The organism is Oceanobacillus sp. FSL W7-1281, from assembly GCF_037969835.1.
Lineage (GTDB): Bacteria > Bacillota > Bacilli > Bacillales > Amphibacillaceae > Oceanobacillus > Oceanobacillus oncorhynchi.
This window is the reverse complement of record NZ_CP150214.1, coordinates 1747014-1767184: the sequence shown is the minus strand read 5'-3', so window position 1 is coordinate 1767184 and position 20171 is coordinate 1747014. Positions and strand designations below refer to the sequence as shown.

Annotated in this window: 15 protein-coding genes; 1 reads left to right on the top strand and 14 read right to left on the bottom strand. The window is 38.0% G+C overall.

All coding sequences use genetic code 11. The annotated features are described in order from the left end of the window. Window positions 1–5 precede the first annotated feature (5 nt). The 14 genes from MKX55_RS08780 to MKX55_RS08715 all read right to left on the bottom strand — a co-directional run bounded on the left by MKX55_RS08780 (window position 6) and on the right by MKX55_RS08715 (window position 18267). Window positions 6–1004 carry a response regulator gene (locus MKX55_RS08780; RefSeq protein WP_339184111.1) on the bottom strand — a complete coding sequence of 333 codons (999 nt, stop codon included), beginning with the start codon at window positions 1002–1004 and terminating at the stop codon, window positions 6–8. A gap of 553 nt (window positions 1005–1557) precedes the next feature. After that, on the bottom strand, window positions 1558–4587 hold the full coding sequence (locus MKX55_RS08775) for an ATP-binding protein (RefSeq protein ID WP_339184109.1): 3030 nt from the start codon (window positions 4585–4587) through the stop codon (window positions 1558–1560). A 33-nt stretch (window positions 4588–4620) separates the two neighbouring features. Next, window positions 4621–5607 carry a response regulator gene (locus tag MKX55_RS08770; RefSeq protein WP_339184108.1) on the bottom strand — a complete coding sequence of 329 codons (987 nt, stop codon included), beginning with the start codon at window positions 5605–5607 and terminating at the stop codon, window positions 4621–4623. A 363-nt stretch (window positions 5608–5970) separates the two neighbouring features. Next, window positions 5971–8115, bottom strand: a complete 2145-nt coding sequence (locus MKX55_RS08765; protein WP_339184106.1) for an AAA family ATPase — start codon at window positions 8113–8115, stop codon at window positions 5971–5973. 1126 nt (window positions 8116–9241) lie between these two features. Beyond that, window positions 9242–10024: a delta-lactam-biosynthetic de-N-acetylase gene (gene pdaA / locus MKX55_RS08760; RefSeq protein ID WP_339184104.1), complete on the bottom strand. Its 783-nt coding sequence runs from the start codon at window positions 10022–10024 to the stop codon at window positions 9242–9244. A gap of 59 nt (window positions 10025–10083) precedes the next feature. Beyond that, window positions 10084–11391, bottom strand: a complete 1308-nt coding sequence (locus tag MKX55_RS08755; RefSeq protein ID WP_339184101.1) for a Na+/H+ antiporter NhaC family protein — start codon at window positions 11389–11391, stop codon at window positions 10084–10086. A 130-nt stretch (window positions 11392–11521) separates the two neighbouring features. After that, on the bottom strand, window positions 11522–12256 hold the full coding sequence (locus MKX55_RS08750) for a YfkD family protein (RefSeq protein WP_339185179.1): 735 nt from the start codon (window positions 12254–12256) through the stop codon (window positions 11522–11524). Between the two features lie 241 nt (window positions 12257–12497). Next, the gene (locus MKX55_RS08745; protein ID WP_339184099.1) at window positions 12498–13184 is read right to left on the bottom strand and encodes an amino acid ABC transporter permease; all 687 of its coding nucleotides are present in this window, start codon (window positions 13182–13184) and stop codon (window positions 12498–12500) included. Between the two features lie 9 nt (window positions 13185–13193). Continuing rightward, window positions 13194–14042, bottom strand: coding sequence for a transporter substrate-binding domain-containing protein (locus tag MKX55_RS08740; RefSeq protein WP_339184098.1), 849 nt, complete (start codon window positions 14040–14042; stop codon window positions 13194–13196). A gap of 188 nt (window positions 14043–14230) precedes the next feature. After that, window positions 14231–15046: a YihY/virulence factor BrkB family protein gene (locus MKX55_RS08735; protein ID WP_339185176.1), complete on the bottom strand. Its 816-nt coding sequence runs from the start codon at window positions 15044–15046 to the stop codon at window positions 14231–14233. 201 nt (window positions 15047–15247) lie between these two features. Further along, window positions 15248–15544, bottom strand: coding sequence for a YtxH domain-containing protein (locus MKX55_RS08730; protein ID WP_339184097.1), 297 nt, complete (start codon window positions 15542–15544; stop codon window positions 15248–15250). A gap of 13 nt (window positions 15545–15557) precedes the next feature. Beyond that, complete coding sequence (locus MKX55_RS08725) at window positions 15558–16025, bottom strand: low molecular weight protein-tyrosine-phosphatase (RefSeq protein ID WP_339185174.1); 468 nt, start codon at window positions 16023–16025, stop codon at window positions 15558–15560. 191 nt (window positions 16026–16216) lie between these two features. After that, entirely contained in the window at window positions 16217–17212 is a 996-nt protein-coding gene (locus tag MKX55_RS08720; protein WP_339184095.1) for a glutaminase, read from the bottom strand. Between the two features lie 350 nt (window positions 17213–17562). Continuing rightward, window positions 17563–18267, bottom strand: a complete 705-nt coding sequence (locus tag MKX55_RS08715) for a CAP domain-containing protein (protein WP_339184093.1) — start codon at window positions 18265–18267, stop codon at window positions 17563–17565. A gap of 817 nt (window positions 18268–19084) precedes the next feature. Here MKX55_RS08715 and mreBH point away from each other — a divergent pair. Continuing rightward, window positions 19085–20092 (top strand): rod-share determining protein MreBH, encoded by a 1008-nt coding sequence (gene mreBH, locus MKX55_RS08710; protein WP_042533393.1) that lies wholly within the window; start codon window positions 19085–19087, stop codon window positions 20090–20092. Window positions 20093–20171: the final 79 nt, after the last annotated feature.

Sequence of the window (20171 nt, the reverse complement as noted above, 5' to 3'; positions counted from 1 at the left end):
TAACCTTAAATCCATGATTTCTCTTTTACAATCTCTGCTGCCTCTGCATCAAAATCGGTTAACTCTTTTAACTTCGACATATTATAGGACGACGACTTCTCATAACGATGTAAGTACGCTGCTAATCGAATGATAAGCTCCAGCCATAAATCTCTCAGTATGTTCCTCTCGTGCACAGCCCAAAGATAGTCAAGGCCGGCAAAGTACTCGTCTTGATACACATCCAGCACCTTGAAGTACTGCTCGGTATTTATGTTTTCTTTTTTTAATAAATCATACGCTGCAAACTTAAATTCACGCGATTGAATCTGTACATCATCATCGATATCAATTTGATAAAATTCTTTTTGACTGATAATTTTAATCGGTGCATCTATTTGCTGCATAACCTTTCTAATCTGATATACCGTTGTATACAACTGAGCATTCGCTTTCTCCCAGGGTAGGTTACTCCACAGCAAATCAATCAATTCACTTTTCCGGATAGTATCCTCATGATGATGAATAAAATAAGCAAATAATTCTTTTGCTTTGGACGTTCTCCATTTTACATCGATCCTCTCCTTCCCTTGATATATTTGCAAAGCTCCTAAATCCTTAATGACGGTCGCCTGATTTTCAGGTACGCTATTCTGTTCTGCCATCTTCCTTTCCATTATCCGCTGTATAGTTATGGTTAAACGCTCCTGTTTTACAGGCTTTAATATGTAATCTACTGCATTTAATTCAAACGCTTTAATCGCATAGTCATCATATGCTGTAACAAAAACTATATGTAAAGAGGGCTTGATATTTATCAGCTGCTCCGCTAAATCTGTACCTTTCATGGCGGGCATATGTATATCTATAAATACAGCGTCTATGTGTTCTGTCTGAATATGATAAATCAAGTCCTCAGGGTCCATATACTTCCCTGAAATATGTACTCCTTCTATTTTACGCAACAGTAAATCCAAATATTGTAATGCCAAAGGTTCGTCATCAATAATAGCAATTTGAAGCATAGAATCTCCCCCTGATTAGTTATCTTTAGTATTTCTAACATACATATAATTCAAGGATACATGATGATAAATAACAGCTATCTGATTTTATCTATACAAATTCTATACAAATACCTGCTTTTTACTCCATACTTTCGTTGCCTTTCACGAATGTGATTTATTCCAATCATTTAATTTTTTAATATTCCATAATGTCATGTTATACGATTCATAATTGCTTTTTAAAGGAATTTTGTATTGGTGTTAAATGGAATAGATACTTTTTTATTGTAAATTCAGCTTTTTTCAAAATCTGACGCATGATAATGAACGAATAAAACTTCAACCGGCTAGTTGTCCTTGAAGAAGGCAGTGCCTATCTTTTTCAATATCATTCCTTTGCAAATAAATAAAACTCCATTTTAAGCAGACGGGGGCTCCGCCGCAAAATGAAGTTTTGTTTATCTATATTGCAATGGATGGGGGTTACCTGCCGCTTCAAGCTTGGAGAAGACTTGAAATGAGAATCAGGATAATATAATGGTACGATTCGTTCACTGCATATAGTTTCACTTTATATATCTATTTCAAAGGATACGCTCGTTCCTTTATTCACAGTACTGATAATGGTTAATCCCTTTCCGTAATGCTGATGCAATCTTTTTTCTACGTTTAATACACCTACCCCTGATTCGCTATCCGATTCTCCTTTTAAAATGTCAGGAATGTCTGCTTCTTCTATTCCTGCCCCGTCATCCGCAACGGTAATCACTGCTTTGGAGCGGGAAGAATTTTTTTGAAAGCTTATAGTCACCGTTCCTTTTCCCTGTCCGTTTCTAATTCCATGCTGGACCGCATTCTCCACTAATGGCTGGATCGATAGGAAAGGCACATTGACTCCTTCTTGTTCGTCCAGCTTCCATTTCACCTGCAAGGCTTCCCCAAAACGGACTTGCTCAATAAATAGATAAGAACGAACAATGTTTAATTCTTCTTCTAAAGGTATCAAGTCCTTCATTTGCTGAAACCGAAATTTACTTCTCAAGAAATTGCTGAGTTCATCGAGAAGCCTGCGCATTGCCTCTACATCCCACTCACTCAAGGCCATAATCGAATTCAGTGTATTAAACAAGAAATGCGGTTGTATTTGAGCCTGCAGCCAGGCTGTTTCTAATTGTAATTGCTGCTCAGCAACACGCTTCATTGTGATTAAAGAGTCCATCCGGGCTTTCAGCTCTATAGGCTCCACAGGTTTGGTAATATAATCATTTGCTCCCGCCAAGAAGGCCGCCTGAATGTCAGCATTTCCTCCGGTCAGCAGCAGGACAGGGAGTTCTGTCAGGGTATAACGCTCTCTAATCATACCGGTAAATTTATAGCCTGATATTTCCGGCATCATAATATCGGAAATGACTAAGTCCCAATCCCGCTTCTTCAGTTCTTCGAGCGCTTGCTTTGCACTGGTCACCGTCATCGTATCGTATGCATCTTCTGACAAAATGGAGTTTAATGCTAATAAACTCGCCGGATTATCATCAACCAGTAAAACTGCCGGAGTCTGGCCGTCATGTAATGGTGCTAATTCAGCTTCTATCTTCTCTGAATACTTGACATCCGTCTGTTTCGTCTGATTGGAGAGCTGTACAGCTGATTGCGGAGAGGCTAATTCTAAAGTAAACGTAAAGGTTGTTCCCTCCCCTTCTTTCGAGGAGACCCAAACCCTGCCTCCATGAAGCTCAACCAGCTGTTTCGTAATACTTAATCCCAGCCCGAACCCGCCTTCCTGCATCCCACTTGTTGCATTATCCTGTTCATAAGGAAGAAACAACCGTTTTTGCATTTCTTCACTGATTCCGATACCAGTATCTGTTACATGGATTTCCGCATATTTTTCTTTTTTTGCTGCAGATATAATTACTTCTCCCTGATTCGTATATTTAACAGCGTTTCCTGCTAAATTAAATAAAATCTGCGTGACGCGATTTTCGTCCGCATAAACTGCTGGAAATTCCTTTGGTATCTTATTGACCATTTGCAGCTGCTTCATATCTGATGAAAGCTGCAGCAAGTCCAGGACGCCGGTTGCAATAGGCTCCAGAGCAACCGCCTGCTTGTTCAAACGCGGTTTCGTACGATTTAAATTCCTCGCTTCCAGCAAATCTGTTAATAAAAGGTTCATTCGCTTTCCGACGTTCAATACCGTATGAAGTTCACTTACACTCCGCTTTGACAATACTGCTTCTTCCCTGTCCATGACAGCCTTAGAAAGCAGCATGATACTATTTAAAGGATTGCGGAACTCATGAGAAGTATTCGCCAGAAATTGATCTTTTTCTTGATTCATCCGTTGTAAGCTGGACGCCAATTCTTTTGTTTCTTCATGCATTTGAAAATACCCTTTAAACCAGACAATGATATAGCATACGACCGCAACAATCAGATCAAATGGATAAAACGTTAAATAAACACTTTGTTCCCTCCATGTTAAATCCCATATATAATGATGAACGACAGCAAAGAAACTAAGTACAAGGAACATATTCGTTGCAGGATTCTGTCTATACAGCCGGACTACAGAACAGAAGGTAACGATAATAGCTATGAAAGCAAATAGATAATAAACAGGAAATAAAAATAGAATCTGCGGTATAGATAAAAATAAGGTTATTCCCATCATGGCAAATATACTCCATTTATAAAAAGGAAATATCCTTTTCCAATATGGCAGCTCCAGATGATTTGTACATTGCAGCAAAGCATAACATCCCAGCAGAAGCAAGGTGTTCGCTATGCGAAAATCGAAATCATAAGATATATTGAAAAACTGGTGAATCAATTTATCTCCATTACTTAAAAGAGATGTCATAATCATGCAGAACATTAATATAGAAAAATACAATAGATACTTATCCCGATTTCCGATCAGATATAAAATGAAGGTATATACTGCATGAATTAAAAAGATAACAATGATGCTGATTTGAAAATAACTGGACAGCTGCGTTCCGCTTGAGATAGCCTGCTCTGTCCCGAATCTCACAGAACGGATAATACCGCTGCTCCTGATATCTTTATAGTTGGCTGCTTGAATAACGATATCGATAATACCTTCTTCATCTGCTGTAAAAACGATTCTCTGCGGTAAATTTTTTGCAGTATATTGTTCTTCTGCTGCAGCTATCTCCCCAGATGATGCCAGTTTCCTTCCGTTCACATAGATCTCCGATGAACTGCGAATACTTGGTATGTATAACCCATAATTTTGTTCTGCATCACGATCCACTTTTATTTGCAGCCGGTAGCTTCCATATCCAAAGGAAGAACCTAGTATATCATTCCATCCTCTGGGGACTTCTATAATATCTGATTCCCCCTGCACCGAGCTCTCATCCATAATAAAGCGGGAAGGATAAAACTCCCACTCTCCATCTAAAACCAGTGTTTCTTCCTCTCCCAGATCCCAAGTTTGGATATCAAGCATCCCATTTTGAATATCGGGCTGTACCTCCTCTTGAAAAAGACCCGTCCAAATCAAACGGAAAGCAGACAAACAAAGCATAAAAACAAGCAAAATCACTGTCAGCTGAATCGCATTTTTTTTCATTCTTCTTCACTCTTCCAGACCCATTTTCTAATGCTATAATTTTTCATTTACTAATATTCGAGCTTCTTCGTCAAAACTTACCAGTGCACTTATTTGAGAAATTTTACGAGATGAAGGTGACTTATTGTGAAGGGTATCATTTATCAGATTATCTATTATTTGCAGCCAAATGTTCCTTATCTCATTTCTTTCTTTCATAATCCAATCAGCTTCTACCCCTTGCAAATAATCCCCTTGATAGGTTTCTAATAATTTCATATGTGCTTTAACTGATACATCATTCTCCTGCAAGGCCCTCCATGCTGCTTGTTTCCAGCTAATAGATTGAATATCCACTTCTTCTCCCAAGGTTATTTCATAAGATTCCTCCTGACTGACTATCTTAATTGGGATTCCTATTTGCTGAATTACCTTTCTTATTTGATAAACGGTGGAATACAATTGAGAATTGGCCTTTTCCCAGGAGAGGTGGGCCCACATGAAATCTATCAGCTTTTCCTTTCGAATGGTATTTCTATGGTTTTGAAGAAAATAAAAAAATAACTCCTTTGCTTTCGACGTTCTCCACTTTACTTCTATCGGGCTCTCTTCCTTATAAAAACGAACTGTACCCAGGTTTTTGATATGATACGCTGCATTTAACGGAGCTTTATGTAATATTTCATCCTTTTCTTTGATGCGTTCAATGGTCAACTCTAACCTCTCTAACTGTACCGGCTTCAAAATATAATCTAACGCATTCAGTTCAAATGCTCTGACTGCATACTCATTATAGGCTGTGACAAAAGCAATATTTAGAACGGGCTTGATATTTAACAGCTGTTCAGCTAAATCGATCCCCTGTATATCAGGCATATGAATATCCATCAATACGGCATCTACGTCCTCCGTTTGAACATGATTTATTAACCCTTTCGCATTATTAAATTTACCGGTAACCTGTACTCCTTCTATTTTGTTTAAGAGAAAATCCAAATACTGCAACGCCAATGGTTCATCATCAATGATACAAATCTTCACGCTTTCATCTCCATCCGTTTTTATCGTATACATAATATTAGAAAAACTTCCATTGCGGTTAAAGCGAGTTTGAAAACATCTTTTTGCTTTTTATACAGATGCTATCTGGTGATAAACGATTCTATTGCTTTGATTTTCAAAAACTGATCCTTATTCTTTTTATACCATATATCGAACAAAAAAACCTTACTTTCTCACACATTTTAATTCTTTTATACAGCGGGAATGAATTTCAAAGCTGGGGAGTAACTTAACGTAAGTTTTTCAAATAAAAAAAGACCAGCTAAACCAAATTCAATTGGTTTGCTGATCTTTTTTTATGCTTTATTTTATTTGATATGCCTAATACCATTTCACCTTATATTAAGATGCATTGGAAACAACAATTTCTTCGTCTTCAACATCTACATGAATGTCTGTTACATCTTCTCCTTCAAGAATCAAATCTGTTAATTGATCCTCTACTTTATCCTGGATAACACGACGTAATGGACGTGCGCCAAAGCGTGCATCATATCCTAATTGAACAAGACGTTCTTTTGCTGCATCAGAGATAGTGATGGTAATTTGATTTTCCTTCATGGTTGCTTCTAAATCATGCAGCATAAGGTCTACAATTTGCAGTAAATCTTTTTCTTTTAATTCATTGAAGTTTACAATCGCATCGAAACGGTTCAAGAATTCTGGTTTGAAATAGTTGCTTAAGTTTTCCATTGTCGCAACAGATTCATGTGTTTTCGCATTGAACCCGACACTTACTTTTTTCTCACCAGTTCCAGCATTACTTGTCATAATGATAACCGTATCCTTAAAGCTTACTCTTCTGCCGTGAGAATCGGTTAAATGACCGTCCTCCATGATTTGCAGGAACGTATTTTGCACATCTGGATGTGCTTTTTCGATTTCATCCAGCAACAGAATAGAATATGGGTTTCTGCGGATGCGTTCGGTCAGCTGTCCAGCTTCTTCATGACCGACATATCCTGGCGGTGAACCGATAATTTTAGACACCGCGTGTTTTTCCATATATTCACTCATATCCAGACGAACCAGCGCATCTCTCGTACCAAACATTTGCTCAGCCAGTACCTTCGTCAACTCTGTCTTACCGACACCGGTAGGGCCGACAAATAGGAAGGAACCGATTGGACGCTCTTTTGCTTTTAATCCAGCACGGCTACGGCGGATGGATTTCGCAACTTTACCTACTGCTTCTTCCTGCCCGATAACTTTGGCACGGAGATCGTCAGCTAAGTTTTTCATTTTTTCTTTTTCATCTTTTTGCATTTTTGTTACAGGTATGCCTGTTTTTTCTTCTACAATCAATTGAATGTCAGAAATATCTACATCCAGCGTTTTCTCACCATCTTCAACTTTATCCATCTGCTTTTGCAATTGAATTTCTTGGTAGCGTAGATTTGCAGCACGCTCATAATCTTCTTTTTCGGCTGCTTCCTGTTTTTGTTTCACTACTTCATCCAAGTGTTGCTGCAAGGTTTCAGAATCCTTCCCGGCATTTGCAAGGTTTAATCTGGAACCGACCTCATCCATTAAGTCAATTGCTTTATCCGGAAGGAAGCGGTCTTGAATATACCGGTTGGATAAACCGACAAATGCTTCGACGACTTCATCAGAATAGCGAACCTCATGGAATTTTTCATAACGGTCTTTGATTCCTTTTAGTATTTTCACTGCATCCTCTAAGGATGGTTCTTTTACGATAATCGGCTGCAGACGTCTTTCCAGCGCAGCGTCTTTTTCAATTTGACGATATTCTTTCAATGTTGTTGCGCCAATTACTTGCAGGTCGCCGCGTGCAAGAGCTGGCTTCAAGATATTGCCTGCATCCATTTGTGAGCTTTCTGCAGTACCTGCACCAACAAGCAAGTGAATTTCATCGATAAATACGATCACGTCGTTACGCTCTTGCAACTCAGCAATCAATTTATTCATCCGCTCTTCAAATTGACCGCGGATACCAGTGTTTGCAACTAAAGAAGCGACATCCAGCAAGTAGATTTCTTTGTTCATTAATTTAGTAGGAACATTTCCTTCTACAATATTGACAGCCAGTCCTTCTGCAATCGCTGTTTTACCAACGCCCGGCTCACCGATTAATACCGGATTGTTTTTATTTCTTCTATTTAATGTTTCGATAACTCGTTTAATTTCTTTATCTCTGCCAATGACAGGATCAATCTTTCCTGCTCGTGCTTGATCAGTAATATTTTTTGCTAACTGATCAATCAAGCCATTTCCATTGTTTGATTTTTGTTGTGTTCTAGTACGTGCATTTGCACCACTTTGCTGATTTCCTTGGAAAAAGTTGTTGGCAAATGATTGATCCATATTGCCAAATGGAGAATTAGAGAAAAAGTCGCTGTTCATCATATTTCCTTGTATTTCTTGTAAACATTCATGGCAAAGATGCACTTCCATACGCTGTCCATTCATTTGCATTTGTGCATTAATAGTTGCCTCATTTTGTCCACAGTTTTGACATTTCATTTCTCATTCCTCCTTATAACTTAGTCAGATAGCTTATTTATTCGTTGTTTTGACTTTGACTATCTTTGACTATATTTACATTATACTCTGACCTACTTTGACTTTCAAGTGTTTTGGTCAAATTTTTTTATTTTTTTTTGACCTTTATCTTTTATGCTAGTTTACATATAGGCTAAACCCTTGTCCCGCAAGAGATTTAGCAGCTTATATATTCGTCAGATTTTCGGTCAAAGAGGTCAAAACACACAAATTTATTATAAACTCAACTTTCGTACCTAAGAATAAGCATATATATCTTGCTATTTCAGGGTGAACATGTTCTCCATTACATACTTGCATTTTGGTTAAATATCCGGCCTTGTTGGAATTGGTGATGGTGTGTAGCTCCGCTCCGGCCAACCACTCCGCTTTCCATGGGGACGGCTTCAGCTAACTTGAAAAGAAACCCGCTTTTCAAGTGGATCTTCAGCTCGCCCTGTTCCCATAGGAGTCTGCGTGGTTGGCCTTCGCTCTGATAGGATGCAACAGCGAATGAAAGAAATAAGATTTTAATGGGCTGAAGGAAAATGCAGCTTTTGCCCGAATAACCAATCATAACAGCATGGATATGAAATACAGGGAATAGCTTTTATGCACAGAAAGTAATCTTGGTGGAACATTTTACCATGCAGCATGAAAAAGATGTTCTACCTGATTAGACATCTATTTGGTGAGTTGTTTTTTCACGTATAGAACGTCTTACTAGCGGAGGCGGACCGTTTTGACTCCTGAGGGATCAGCACCATCTGAAGATCCACTTTTGCCAAGTGCTCTTCTTAGCAAAAGTTAGCTGAAGAGCATGCCCCTAGGAAAGCAAAATGGTCCGCCGCAGCGGTGCTTTACACTTCGCCTTCTATATCTTTGTCAAGGAAGTTATCAAAGGAACGATCAACTCCTGTTTCTATGGAAATGAAGTTACTTTTTAATGTGCGAAAGTTGAATTATAAAAAAGAAGGCTTTTTCTTTCTCATAAGGATGATTTGTTTTTGCAGTATATCAAAAAAACTGTCCTTTTAGAAGCGTAACGGTTTATCAGAAATGTTTCTTCTGACTTTCATCCGTTTCTTCTATATAAGGACAGTTCAACTTAATACGGAAACTGTTTTGGCAATTGCTTGCTTAGCCATAAATCGTCTAAGCTTTTAAATTGGTAGCCTTCTTTCTTTAAATCCTGAATCACTTTTTCCAAAGCGGTTGCATTATCACTGGAAACTGCGTGAAGTAAAATAATTGCTCCTGGATGTATCTGTTTCATAATTTCATCGTAAGCATAATCTGCACCTTTTTGTGAGTTGGTTTCCCAATCTTTAAAGGCCAATGACCAAAATACATGAACAAGCCCTAACTCTGTTGACCATTTTAATGTATCTGTACTAAAAGTACCCCGCGGCGGTCTGACATAAATTAATTCATCCTGATCACTGACCTCTGCAACAGCTTGTTCTAAATCGGTCAATTCTTTGTTGATGGCTTCTTTATCCATCACAGTAAAGTCCGGATGATGATAGGAATGGTTGCCAATAATATGTCCTTCATCGACCATCCTTTTGACCAAATCAGGCTCACTCTCCACGTAGTGCCCTGTTACAAAGAAAGCTGCAGGAACCTTTTCCTGCTTTAATACATCTAATATCTCTGGCGTAAATCCTTGTTCATAGCCATTATCAAATGTCAGATAGAGATTTTTCTCACCGGAATCGTCCAGATAAAAAGCATTGTATTTATCTAATACCTCTTGGTAAGTGCCAATTTGGGGCGGTGTATGATTCGAGTTCTTTTGATACCCCCATCCATATGCGTTACCTGTATCCATTGGAAATGCACATAAGAAAAAGGCAAGTGAAAGCAGCAAAGTGATTGTTCTTTTCATTTCAAATTCACCTACTTTTTCTCTTACCTTTTCCTTTATATCTTTATTTTATTCACTTTTTAAAGAACCATTGCAGCAATCCATCCGAAAATAAATAATGGAATATTGTAATGGATGAATGTCGGTACACATGTGTCCCAAATATGATCATGTTTTCCATCTGCATTTAAACCAGAGGTTGGGCCAAGTGTACTGTCTGAAGCTGGTGAACCAGCATCTCCCAATGCTCCGGCTGTACCGACTAAAGCCGCTGTTGCTAAAGGAGAAAAGCCGGCAGCTAAACAGATAGGAACAAAGAGGGCTGCAACAATCGGGATTGTTCCGAATGACGTTCCAATACCAATCGTAATAACCAGACCTAATAACAAGAGAACAAATGCAATTAACGGTTTATTATCTCCTAAAGCAGAAACAGATACCTCCACTAATTCCGCTACAGCACCTGTTTCCTGTAAAACATTCGCAAAACCGGCAGCTGCAAAAATGATAAAAGAAATCATCCCCATCATGGAGATTCCTCCTGACATCACAGAATCCAGATTTCTAAATGGTAATGCTACCAGAACGAACATAGCGATAATTCCAGTCAATGCACCTAAAATCAAATCTTGCGTTATAATTTGAACGATAAGCGCCAATATAATGGCAATAATCGTCATTACATGCTGTTTACTGAAAGTCACCTCTTCGACTAAATTCTCTGGTTTTATTTTTTCTTCCTTCATCAGGTCCTTAGATGTTTTATCTTTTCTATACGTAAATAATATACCAATTAATAGACCAACAATCATTCCGGCACCAGGAATCAGCATAGATAAAGTTACTTCATGTAAAGTGATTTCTCCTCCATTAGAATTCAGTCCATCCAAAATCAGTGTTTGGAAAAGCAAACCAAAACCAGCGGGAATCATCATATAAGGTGCTTTTAAACCAAACGTCAGAGCCACTGCTACAGCGCGGCGGTCCATCCGCATTTGATCAAATAGTTTTAATAAAGGAGGGATTAAAATTGGAATAAAAGCAATATGAACCGGAACTGCATTTTGTGATAAACACGCAACCCCAGCTAATGCGAATAGCATCATTGTTTTCTTCCCTGTTAATACGCGAATAATAAAATTCACTAAAATTTTTGTAATGCCTGTGTAGCTGATAGCCACTGCAAAAGCACCTAATAATATATAGCTTAATGCTGTATTTGCGGCATTTCCCATCCCTGCCACCATTAATTCAACAGAGTCAGTAAATCCTAATCCGGACATTAAGCCGGCAGCAATCGTTGAAATTAAAATAGATAAAATAACATTTACCTTTAATAAACATAAAACAGTCATTAATAGGACTGCTGAAAGAACAACCCATTCCATTTTTCTTCCCCCCAATAATCATTACATTTTCTCTTTAATACTTTATCATAATAAAGCATTAAAGAGAAAATTGCAATATATTTTTGCTAAATATGTAAAAAGGACTGTCTTTTCGACAATCCTTTGATGTTTATTTTACTTTAAAGGAGAAAGATAAATAATCCTGTACAGGGATCCAGGCCCCGATTCCTTGCTTGGTTACATTCTTAATTTGAATGGTTTTATTGGATCCTTTTAATTCAATATATACTTCTCCGAATGTCACCTGCCCTTTCTCATTAACGGCCGGCGCATAAGCATCCAGTATCCCGTGCTTTTCCGTTGGGATGTTATACGAATTAGTTAATTTTGTATTATGACCAATAACAGCTTGATACGAAAGAGGAAGCTTTGTATTTTCGCTGGCTTTTAACAGCATCATCGTTTTTATTTGTTCCGGATTACTTATTTTACTGGTCAGGGCGCCATTTATTTCTTTTTCTTCCTGCTGATAATAGCTCATCTCCTGGGCTTTCTCACCGCCAACATTATTCATTTCATTTTTATTGATATGCTGGTATTCCCAATTAATATTTGATTCCGCAGATTGATAATTGATTGGCCACCTTCCCAGATAGACCATACCGCGATATCCGATTGCTATAGGAGATGGTTTGATACTGCTTTCATTCAAAATCTTAATCAGCTCCGGATTTTCGATTGGAATGCCGACCTCTTCGATCAACTCTTTCGTTAACTTGCTGGGTTCAATAATCTCCTGGTCTTCTGTTGAATTCGGAAATGTGTTTTCTTTTGAGATATCCAGTACATGGCTAGGTATATTCAATCCTTCTTTTATTTCTTCAGCAAAGCTGCTGATTGGCATCAAGAGCCAGATTAAACATAAAAGAAGTGTAAAAAAATAAGCACGATTGCATTTTTTCATTCCCGTACCTTCCTTTCTTTTTGTTTTATTTTTTCAGAAAGGAAGGAAACTATACACCAGAAGCCTTGAGACTTTTTGGAAATTATAAAGAATACAGGAAAAATAAACTTTTCAATGCAAAAAAGAGACACCGGAATGTCTCTTTATCATTTGTCAGATGCTGTTGTTACATGCAGTAAACCTATTTTACAAAAACACTATATTTTTTCTCTAAACGGTCCTGAAGCATGCCGATTAAAATACAAACCGGCCAATAAATAAGTGCCGTCAAGACGTACATGGTCATTGCATCAAATTCTCTTCCAGCGACAATTTGTGCTTTTTGGAATAATTCCGGCACTGTAATCACTGCAGTCAAAGACGTCGCCTTCACAATATCCATAAAAACATTTGTTAAAGGCGGTATGGCAATTCGGGTAGCCTGGGGCAGAATAATTTTACGCAGGGTCAGCCAATAAGGCATATTTAACGCCCGAGAAGATTCCCATTGGCCTTTCTCCACGCTATTTAATGCCGATCTGTCGATTTCCGCAATATATGCGGCACTATTTAAACCCAATCCAATGATTGCAGCATGGACTGCGACAAGCTGGATTCCGGCAGAGGGCAAGCCCAGATACAGGATATATAAAAATACAATAATTGGTGTTCCCCGCATAAAGGATATATAGAGCCTGGCCGGCCATCTCAGAAGAACGTTTTCAGACCCTCTTGCCAGCGCTAATAAAAGCCCCAGGACAAGCCCAATCAGCATACTGCCGATGGAAATCAGTAATGTTATCGGCAGGCCGCCAAGAACAAAAGGCAGACTCTCCCACGCTAATTGAACATCAAAAAAACCGCCAAAATCAATATTTGTTATATTCATTTTAAACCTCTAAAAATCCAGACCTTCTACAATTTCGACTTCTACATCCGGTTCTTGGGAAGCGTCTTCTTCGTAAAATTCTTTTGCCAGTTCACTTAATGTTCCGTCTTCACGCATATCATTTAAAGCACTGTTCATTTCCTCCTGAAGCGTGGTAGATTCTTTTGGCATCATTAGAGCCTGCTCCGTTGGATTAAATTTTAAAGTCGGGTGCAAGTGCAAATCAAAATCAGGAAATGCCGCTACCCCGAATTTAGTCAAATAATAATCATTTAATACTAAATCCGTTCTCGCTGTACTGATATCACTTAGATAAGCTTCATTCGGTGCATTACCATAGGTTTTTACTTCTGCTCCATAATGCTCTGCGATTTGACTGTAAATAGTCGAGGCTGCCCCGCCGGCTTTTTTACCCTCTAAGTCTTCCAGTGTTTCTATTCCTGAATTATCTGATTCTCTGACTGCTGCGACAATATACGAATATTTATATGGATCCGTAAATCCAAATTTTTCTTGATTGGTTTCTGTAATCGTAGCATCATTTGCTCCTACATCAATTCTGCCGCTATTGATTGCAGTAGCTAAATCATCCGCGCCCATGATTTCAAATGAAACTTCTAAATCTAAGCGCTCCCCGATTTCTCTCATAATCTCTACGGTATAGCCTGTCAACTCATCATTTTCATCGTAGTAGGATGCGCCAATCAATGTTCCAGAAGTCCCTGCTACAATTTCCCCTTTTTCCTGTATGCTCTCCCAATGTTCATCTGTTACCTCTTCCTGGTCTGCAGACCCGCAAGCAGCCAGCAACAATGCCGCTAGAAGAATAAAGCTAAAAACAAATATGTTCTTTCTCATTCTAAACCCTCCCTGTATTATACTTTTTACATAAAATCAGTATAACAAAGAAAGATTTGTATGAAAACACTTTAATATCCTGTTTATGCTTTTCAATTTATTATATTAGTACAGAAATAAATCGGAAGCACATGCTTTTTAATTTCATTCTTAAAAAAAGAAACGGCAAGCTGACTCGCCGTTTCTTTTTAACGTCTTTTCCAATTTAGAAGGGCTGCATTAAAAATACCGCCAATAATAATAATGATTCCAAATAAATAAAACCAAATTAATAAAATAATGATGGTGCCCAAACTGCCATAAGTCGCAGAAAAATTCCCCAGGTTATGTACATAAAAAGAAAATCCCCAGGAAACCAGCTGCCACGCAAGCGTTGCGAATGCAGTGCCCCATACAACCTGTGAAAATTTAAGACTCCGGTTAGGCGCCAGCTTATACAAAAAGAGCAGTACAATAAAGAAGATAAAAGAAGACACAACCCAGCGCAAGGTTCCCCACGCCGCTAAAAATGATTCCGTAAATCCGATCCATGAAAAAAGATACGTGCCAATCATTTTTCCGAAAACCGGAAGCAGTAAAGCTAAAATAATAATTAAAACCATTCCTATGGTAAGCACCATCGCCACAAGCCGTGAAACGATAAATGACCGGTCTGTTTTTATCCCGTAAGCGTAATTAAATGCTCTTGTAATTGCATTGACACCATTGGATGCTGCCCATAATGTTCCAATAATACTGATGGAAAGCAGTCCGCTGTTTTGTACAGTCAATGATTGCAGATTTGTTGTAATCAGCCCCATCACCTGTTCCGGTGCAAAGTCGCCAATCGTTTCTAAAATTAAATCCATATCAATTGGCAAATACGGAATCAAATTAAGTAAGAAGATTAAAAAAGGGAATAAGGACAAAATAAAGAAGTAAGCAAGCTGAGCTGCTAGTCCAAACACATCTACTTCTCCATAATGCCTCCAAAAATATTTACCTATACTCTGCAGATTTCGAATATTTCCCAACCTCCCCTTCCCACTTTTCAGACGGCTTGTTCAAAAAAGGAGAAGGCGGATGCTACTAAAGATAAACATTCCATTTTTTCACTTTCACTTTATGCGGATGTTCAAAAAGTCCAATACAAATAACACGCCGAATTTCTGCGTTGGCGGACTTTTTGAACACACACTTTAATCCTTCTATTTGAACATCCTATACTATTCTATTTCTTTATTCGAAAATTTATTCGTTACTTTATCTAATGTTTGTTCTACTTGCTCTAAAGCATTCATCGCATTAGCAGAGCCGCTTTCAAAGGCTTCGTTTACCTTATCCACTGTACTTTGCAGCCCTTGGATTGCTTCAGAAGGATTGCTGATATAATAAGACGAAGCAGATTTTACCTCTTTTACTTTTCCGCAGGCATAACTGCGTGCCTCTTTATCCAATAACGCTACTGCGCCTCCTGCTACTGCTCCTGCAACAATACCTAAAATAATTTTACGTTTTCCCATTAGTATCTCTCCTTTAATCTAAATGATGCTTTTCTTTTAAAAATTGAAGCAGTCCGTGACAGCCCTCTGAAACTAATCGATATGTCTGATCGAAATCCCCGGTATAATATGGATCAGGGATATCCTCTTCTTCTATGTTTTCCACAAATTCCATTAATTTCACGATAGCTGCACTTTCCTGATTGTTGGACCCTGTAAGTGTATTATAATTATTCTGATCCATCGCAACCATATAATCAAATTGCTTATAATCATCTGCTGTCAGCAATCTTGATTCCATTCCATCACAGGAAATCCCCTGCTGATCAAGTATCTCCTTTGTCCCGGAATGCGGCGATTCCCCAAGATGCCAGTCACCGGTTCCGCAAGAATCGACCTGAATCTTCTTTTCCAGATGCTCTCTTTTCACAAGGTCACGGAATATCGCTTCTGCCATTGGAGAACGGCAGATATTCCCTAAACATACAAATAATACACGCACCAATCCCTACACACCTCATTACTTATTTCTCGTCTGCTTCCAAAGAAGCTCTTCCCATTGTATATCCCAAATACCTGAATAAGTTTGGGATATTCTACATTAACTCCATTATAAGCAACTTAGCCTGATAAGCAAAGACTAAATTGCAGAAAGTTGTTATTCCGTTTCCATTTTTGTCGAAAAATATTTAGTTAAAACAAACTCAAATCCCAGCTGTTCGCAATATGACGGAGTAATTTAATTCCTGCAACACTATTTCCCTGCTTGTCCAAAGCTGGTCCAAATACACCAATACCACAGCCGCTTAAAAATGGCAACTCATTTTCACGCACTCTTGGAGGGACAACTGCCAGAATCCCGCCTGAAACACCACTCTTTGCAGGAATACCGACATAAGAAGCAAATTTCCCTGAAGCATCATACATCCCGCATGTCAACATTAAAGATTTGGCAATACGCACGATATTCCTGGGAATAATTATTTCTTCTGTTTCAGGGTGAATGCCATCATTCGAAAGAACCAGGCCTATACGGGCTAAATCATCTGTCGTAACATTAATCGAGCATTGCTTAAAATATGTTTCTAAGGTTACTCCTAAATCGGATTCTAAATATCCTTCTTCTAATAAGTAATAACCAATGGCTCGATTACGCATGGAAGTATCACGTTCCGATACATATACATCAATATCAATTTCCGGACGGCGGCCAATCATTTTTTCCATTAATTGAAATAATGGTTCCAGCTTTTCATCTGATGTGTTCCCGCTTAATAATGATGAGGTAGTAATTGCTCCTGAATTGACCAGGGGATTAAATGGCCTCTGGTGTCCCTTAACTTCTAAGTGCATAATAGAGTTAAACGCTTCCCCTGTCGGTTCCACATCTACTCTTTGCAGAACATAAGCTATTCCTCTGTCCATACATGCCGTAATAAAGCTAAGAACTTTAGAAATACTTTGAATAGAAAACTCATGCTCCACGTCACCAGAGCGGATTTCTGTTCCTTTCTTCCCAATAATCGTAATGCCTAAAGAATTGGGATCTGCTTCTTCTAATTTTGGTATATAATCAGCAACTTTTCCAGTGTCTGTCTGCTTTTTAAAAAACTCTACCCAGCCGTCTACATATTCTTGAATCCATTGCTCCGTTTTTTCTGTATTTAAATTCACATGTCCTTGTACCATTTTGACACCCCTTTACTATAAATTGAAACTATCTTCATTCTAAAACTTCTTATAAAAACTATACCCCGTAAAGCATCATTTTAGCCGTCAATCTTTTCCATGATGCATTTATTTTCTTACCTGACAGAGAGTTTGGCCGGAACAATCAACCATATGATTAAAAAGCACTCTTTTTTCGGAAGCTAAAAACCACAAAAATTTCTGTCATTACAGCATTTTTGTGGTTTTCACTATTGTAGCATGAAGCATCTTATGTAAAAAAACCTCCCGTATGAATGGCTCTTCAATAAAAAGCATTGTCATTCACGCGGAAGGTTTTTCATTTATCTTATTCTATTAAAAGAATCTGTTTATTTTCCAATAAACATTTGAGTCCAATAGTTTCCATCTTCTACATGACCAATTCCGATGTGAGTGAAATCACCATTCATAATGTTTTCACGGTGTCCTTGGCTGTTCATCCATGCATCTACAACTTCTTCTGGAGATTGCTGACCTTGAGCAATATTTTCACCAGCAGTATTGTAATCAATACCGAAGCTTTGCATCATATCAAATGGAGAACCGTAGTTCGGGCTATTATGATCGAAATAGTTATTTTCTTGCATATCTTGTGATTTCGCACGAGCTACTTCACTTAACTCTGTGTCTATTTCAAGCGGTGCAAGACCTTCTTTTTCTCTTTCTTGGTTAGTTAAGTCAACTACTTCTTGTTCAAATTGACTTACCTCTCCATCTGCCTGATTGTTTTCTTGATTTTGCTGATCTGCTTCCTGATTTCCAGCCTCTTCTTGATTTGCTTCTTCAGATGACTGGTTTTCAGCTGGCGCCTCAGCTTCTGTATTTGGAGCTGCTTCTCCGTTTATCATATTAAAGCAATCGAAATTGCTCGTATTTAATGTGTCCCAACCTTGACCGTTCACAGAATAGTCGTTCTGTGCGGAATTTTGAGGAAAGGCTCCTGAATTTGCAGATGCTTCTACATCTGAAACGAACGCTCCTCCAAACAATACGGTTGCTGACAATGCAGTAGCAATGCCTACTTTCTTAAACATGCACATACACTCCTTTTTTTGTTGTTTTGTTTTGTGCGAAATCATCATAACACAGGGTTTTCTGTAATATTTGAAATAATCAAGGCAAGGTTTACCAGAGCCCTTTTTCCCACTCTATTTTTTTGCTTCTAAACTTGTAAAACCTTATCAAATCTACTATTCTAAATGAAGTATAATTCTCCTGCTTTGGAAATTAATCAATCGACAGGAAATCATTTCTATAAAATGAATATTGACAAGTTTCTACAGCAGGTCTAATGTTACATCATAAGCACATTTGTAACAGAAATGTTACTTGATTTCATTTCGCTTATGTTTTATTTTAAAAACTAGTTCTTTCTATATAATAAAGGGAGTTCAATACCCCCAAAAAAGCAATCATTTGATAGAATAGTATTTTAAGAAAGTGAAATAATTTTGTTATTATTTATCGATAACCAGCAGACTTAAAGTAGCAGCCGATTTAAAATAAACGCTGCGCCGGTTACGATATTTTGTCGTGAATTGTACATTATTACTATAAAGAATCAAAAAATGGAATCATTTAAATTAGATATGTATATGTATGAAATGTATAAAAGCGGATATGTAACGGACTGATATGAAGTAATGATTTTTCATTCTTTTTGAGGTTTGTTGAATATTCACTTACAGAGGAAAATTAAAAACCCAATAAAAATGAGGCGTTGGAAAAGGAACTTCTTAGTCTTATTTACTGGACTTTTTGAATACGTACTTATACGGAAAAGTGCCGTAGTTTATCTTTTCTGTCTACAATCAAAAATAAAAATTGGAATTATAATGGAGGATTTTATATATGTTTTCAAGTGCTGAAATTGGTATTGATTTAGGAACTGCAAATATTCTGGTGTATTCAAAATCAAAGGGAGTTGTTTTAAACGAACCTTGTGTAGTAGCAATTGACGTGAATACAAAGCAAGTAATGGCTGTCGGAACAGAAGCAAAGGAAATGGTCGGTAAGACGCCGAAGAATATCATCCCGATCCGTCCTTTAAAGGATGGGGTAATTGCAGATTATGACGTTACTGCTCAATTACTGAAAGAATTACTTAAAAAGGTAAGCAAAACATTGGGGATGTCCATGCGCAAACCGAATGTCATTGTATGTACCCCGTCAGGCAGCACAAGCGTAGAAAGAAGAGCCATTCATAATGCGGTCTCAAGCTATGGCGCAAAACAAGTTCATTTAATTGAAGAACCTGTTGCTGCAGCAATTGGAGCAGATTTACCGGTAGATGAGCCTTACGCTAATGTGATCGTGGATATCGGCGGCGGTACCTCAGAGGTTGGTATCATTTCCTTTGGAGGTATTGTATCCTGTAACTCTGTACGTACTGCAGGAGATAAAATGGATGAAGAAATTATTCAGCATATCCGGAAGCAATATAATATTTTAATTGGAGAACGCACTGCCGAAAATATTAAAATGGAAATTGGGTATGCACATCCAAATCATAAAGAAGAAACAATGGAAATCCGCGGCCGTGATATGGTTACTGGACTTCCAAAAACAATCGAAGTTACTTCTACCGAAATTTATGCGTCCTTAAAAGAATCTTTAGAACAAATTTTAGAAACGATTCGTTCAACATTGGAAGAATGCCCGCCAGAATTGAGTGGTGACATCGTTGATAACGGGATTGTTCTTACAGGCGGCGGTTCTCAACTAAATGGAATGCAGGAGTGGCTTGCAGAAGAGCTTAGCGTTCCTGTTCATATTGCTCCAAATCCGTTAGAATCTGTTGCTATTGGAACTGGACGGGCGTTGAAAATGATTCACAAATTACAAAAAGCAGCAAAATAGAATTTATTTTTCTCTGAGGTGCACCCAGAAATAGAATAAATTGCGATATTTAATTCATTTTTGCTCTATCATAATCATA

Excerpts from the sequence above, each read along its gene's own strand:
- MKX55_RS08750 (WP_339185179.1), bottom strand. The coding sequence starts at position 12,256 with ATGCCAATCAGCAGCTTTGCTGAAGAAATAAAAGAAGGATTGAATATA.
- mreBH (WP_042533393.1), top strand. The coding sequence starts at position 19,085 with ATGTTTTCAAGTGCTGAAATTGGTATTGATTTAGGAACTGCAAATATT.
- MKX55_RS08775 (WP_339184109.1), bottom strand. The coding sequence starts at position 4,587 with ATGAAAAAAAATGCGATTCAGCTGACAGTGATTTTGCTTGTTTTTATG.
- MKX55_RS08740 (WP_339184098.1), bottom strand. The coding sequence starts at position 14,042 with ATGAGAAAGAACATATTTGTTTTTAGCTTTATTCTTCTAGCGGCATTG.
- MKX55_RS08730 (WP_339184097.1), bottom strand. The coding sequence starts at position 15,544 with ATGGGAAAACGTAAAATTATTTTAGGTATTGTTGCAGGAGCAGTAGCA.
- MKX55_RS08745 (WP_339184099.1), bottom strand. The coding sequence starts at position 13,184 with ATGAATATAACAAATATTGATTTTGGCGGTTTTTTTGATGTTCAATTA.
- pdaA (WP_339184104.1), bottom strand. The coding sequence starts at position 10,024 with ATGAAAAGAACAATCACTTTGCTGCTTTCACTTGCCTTTTTCTTATGT.
- MKX55_RS08780 (WP_339184111.1), bottom strand. The coding sequence starts at position 1,004 with ATGCTTCAAATTGCTATTATTGATGACGAACCTTTGGCATTACAATAT.
- MKX55_RS08765 (WP_339184106.1), bottom strand. The coding sequence starts at position 8,115 with ATGAAATGTCAAAACTGTGGACAAAATGAGGCAACTATTAATGCACAA.
- MKX55_RS08715 (WP_339184093.1), bottom strand. The coding sequence starts at position 18,267 with ATGTTTAAGAAAGTAGGCATTGCTACTGCATTGTCAGCAACCGTATTG.
- MKX55_RS08755 (WP_339184101.1), bottom strand. The coding sequence starts at position 11,391 with ATGGAATGGGTTGTTCTTTCAGCAGTCCTATTAATGACTGTTTTATGT.
- MKX55_RS08720 (WP_339184095.1), bottom strand. The coding sequence starts at position 17,212 with ATGGTACAAGGACATGTGAATTTAAATACAGAAAAAACGGAGCAATGG.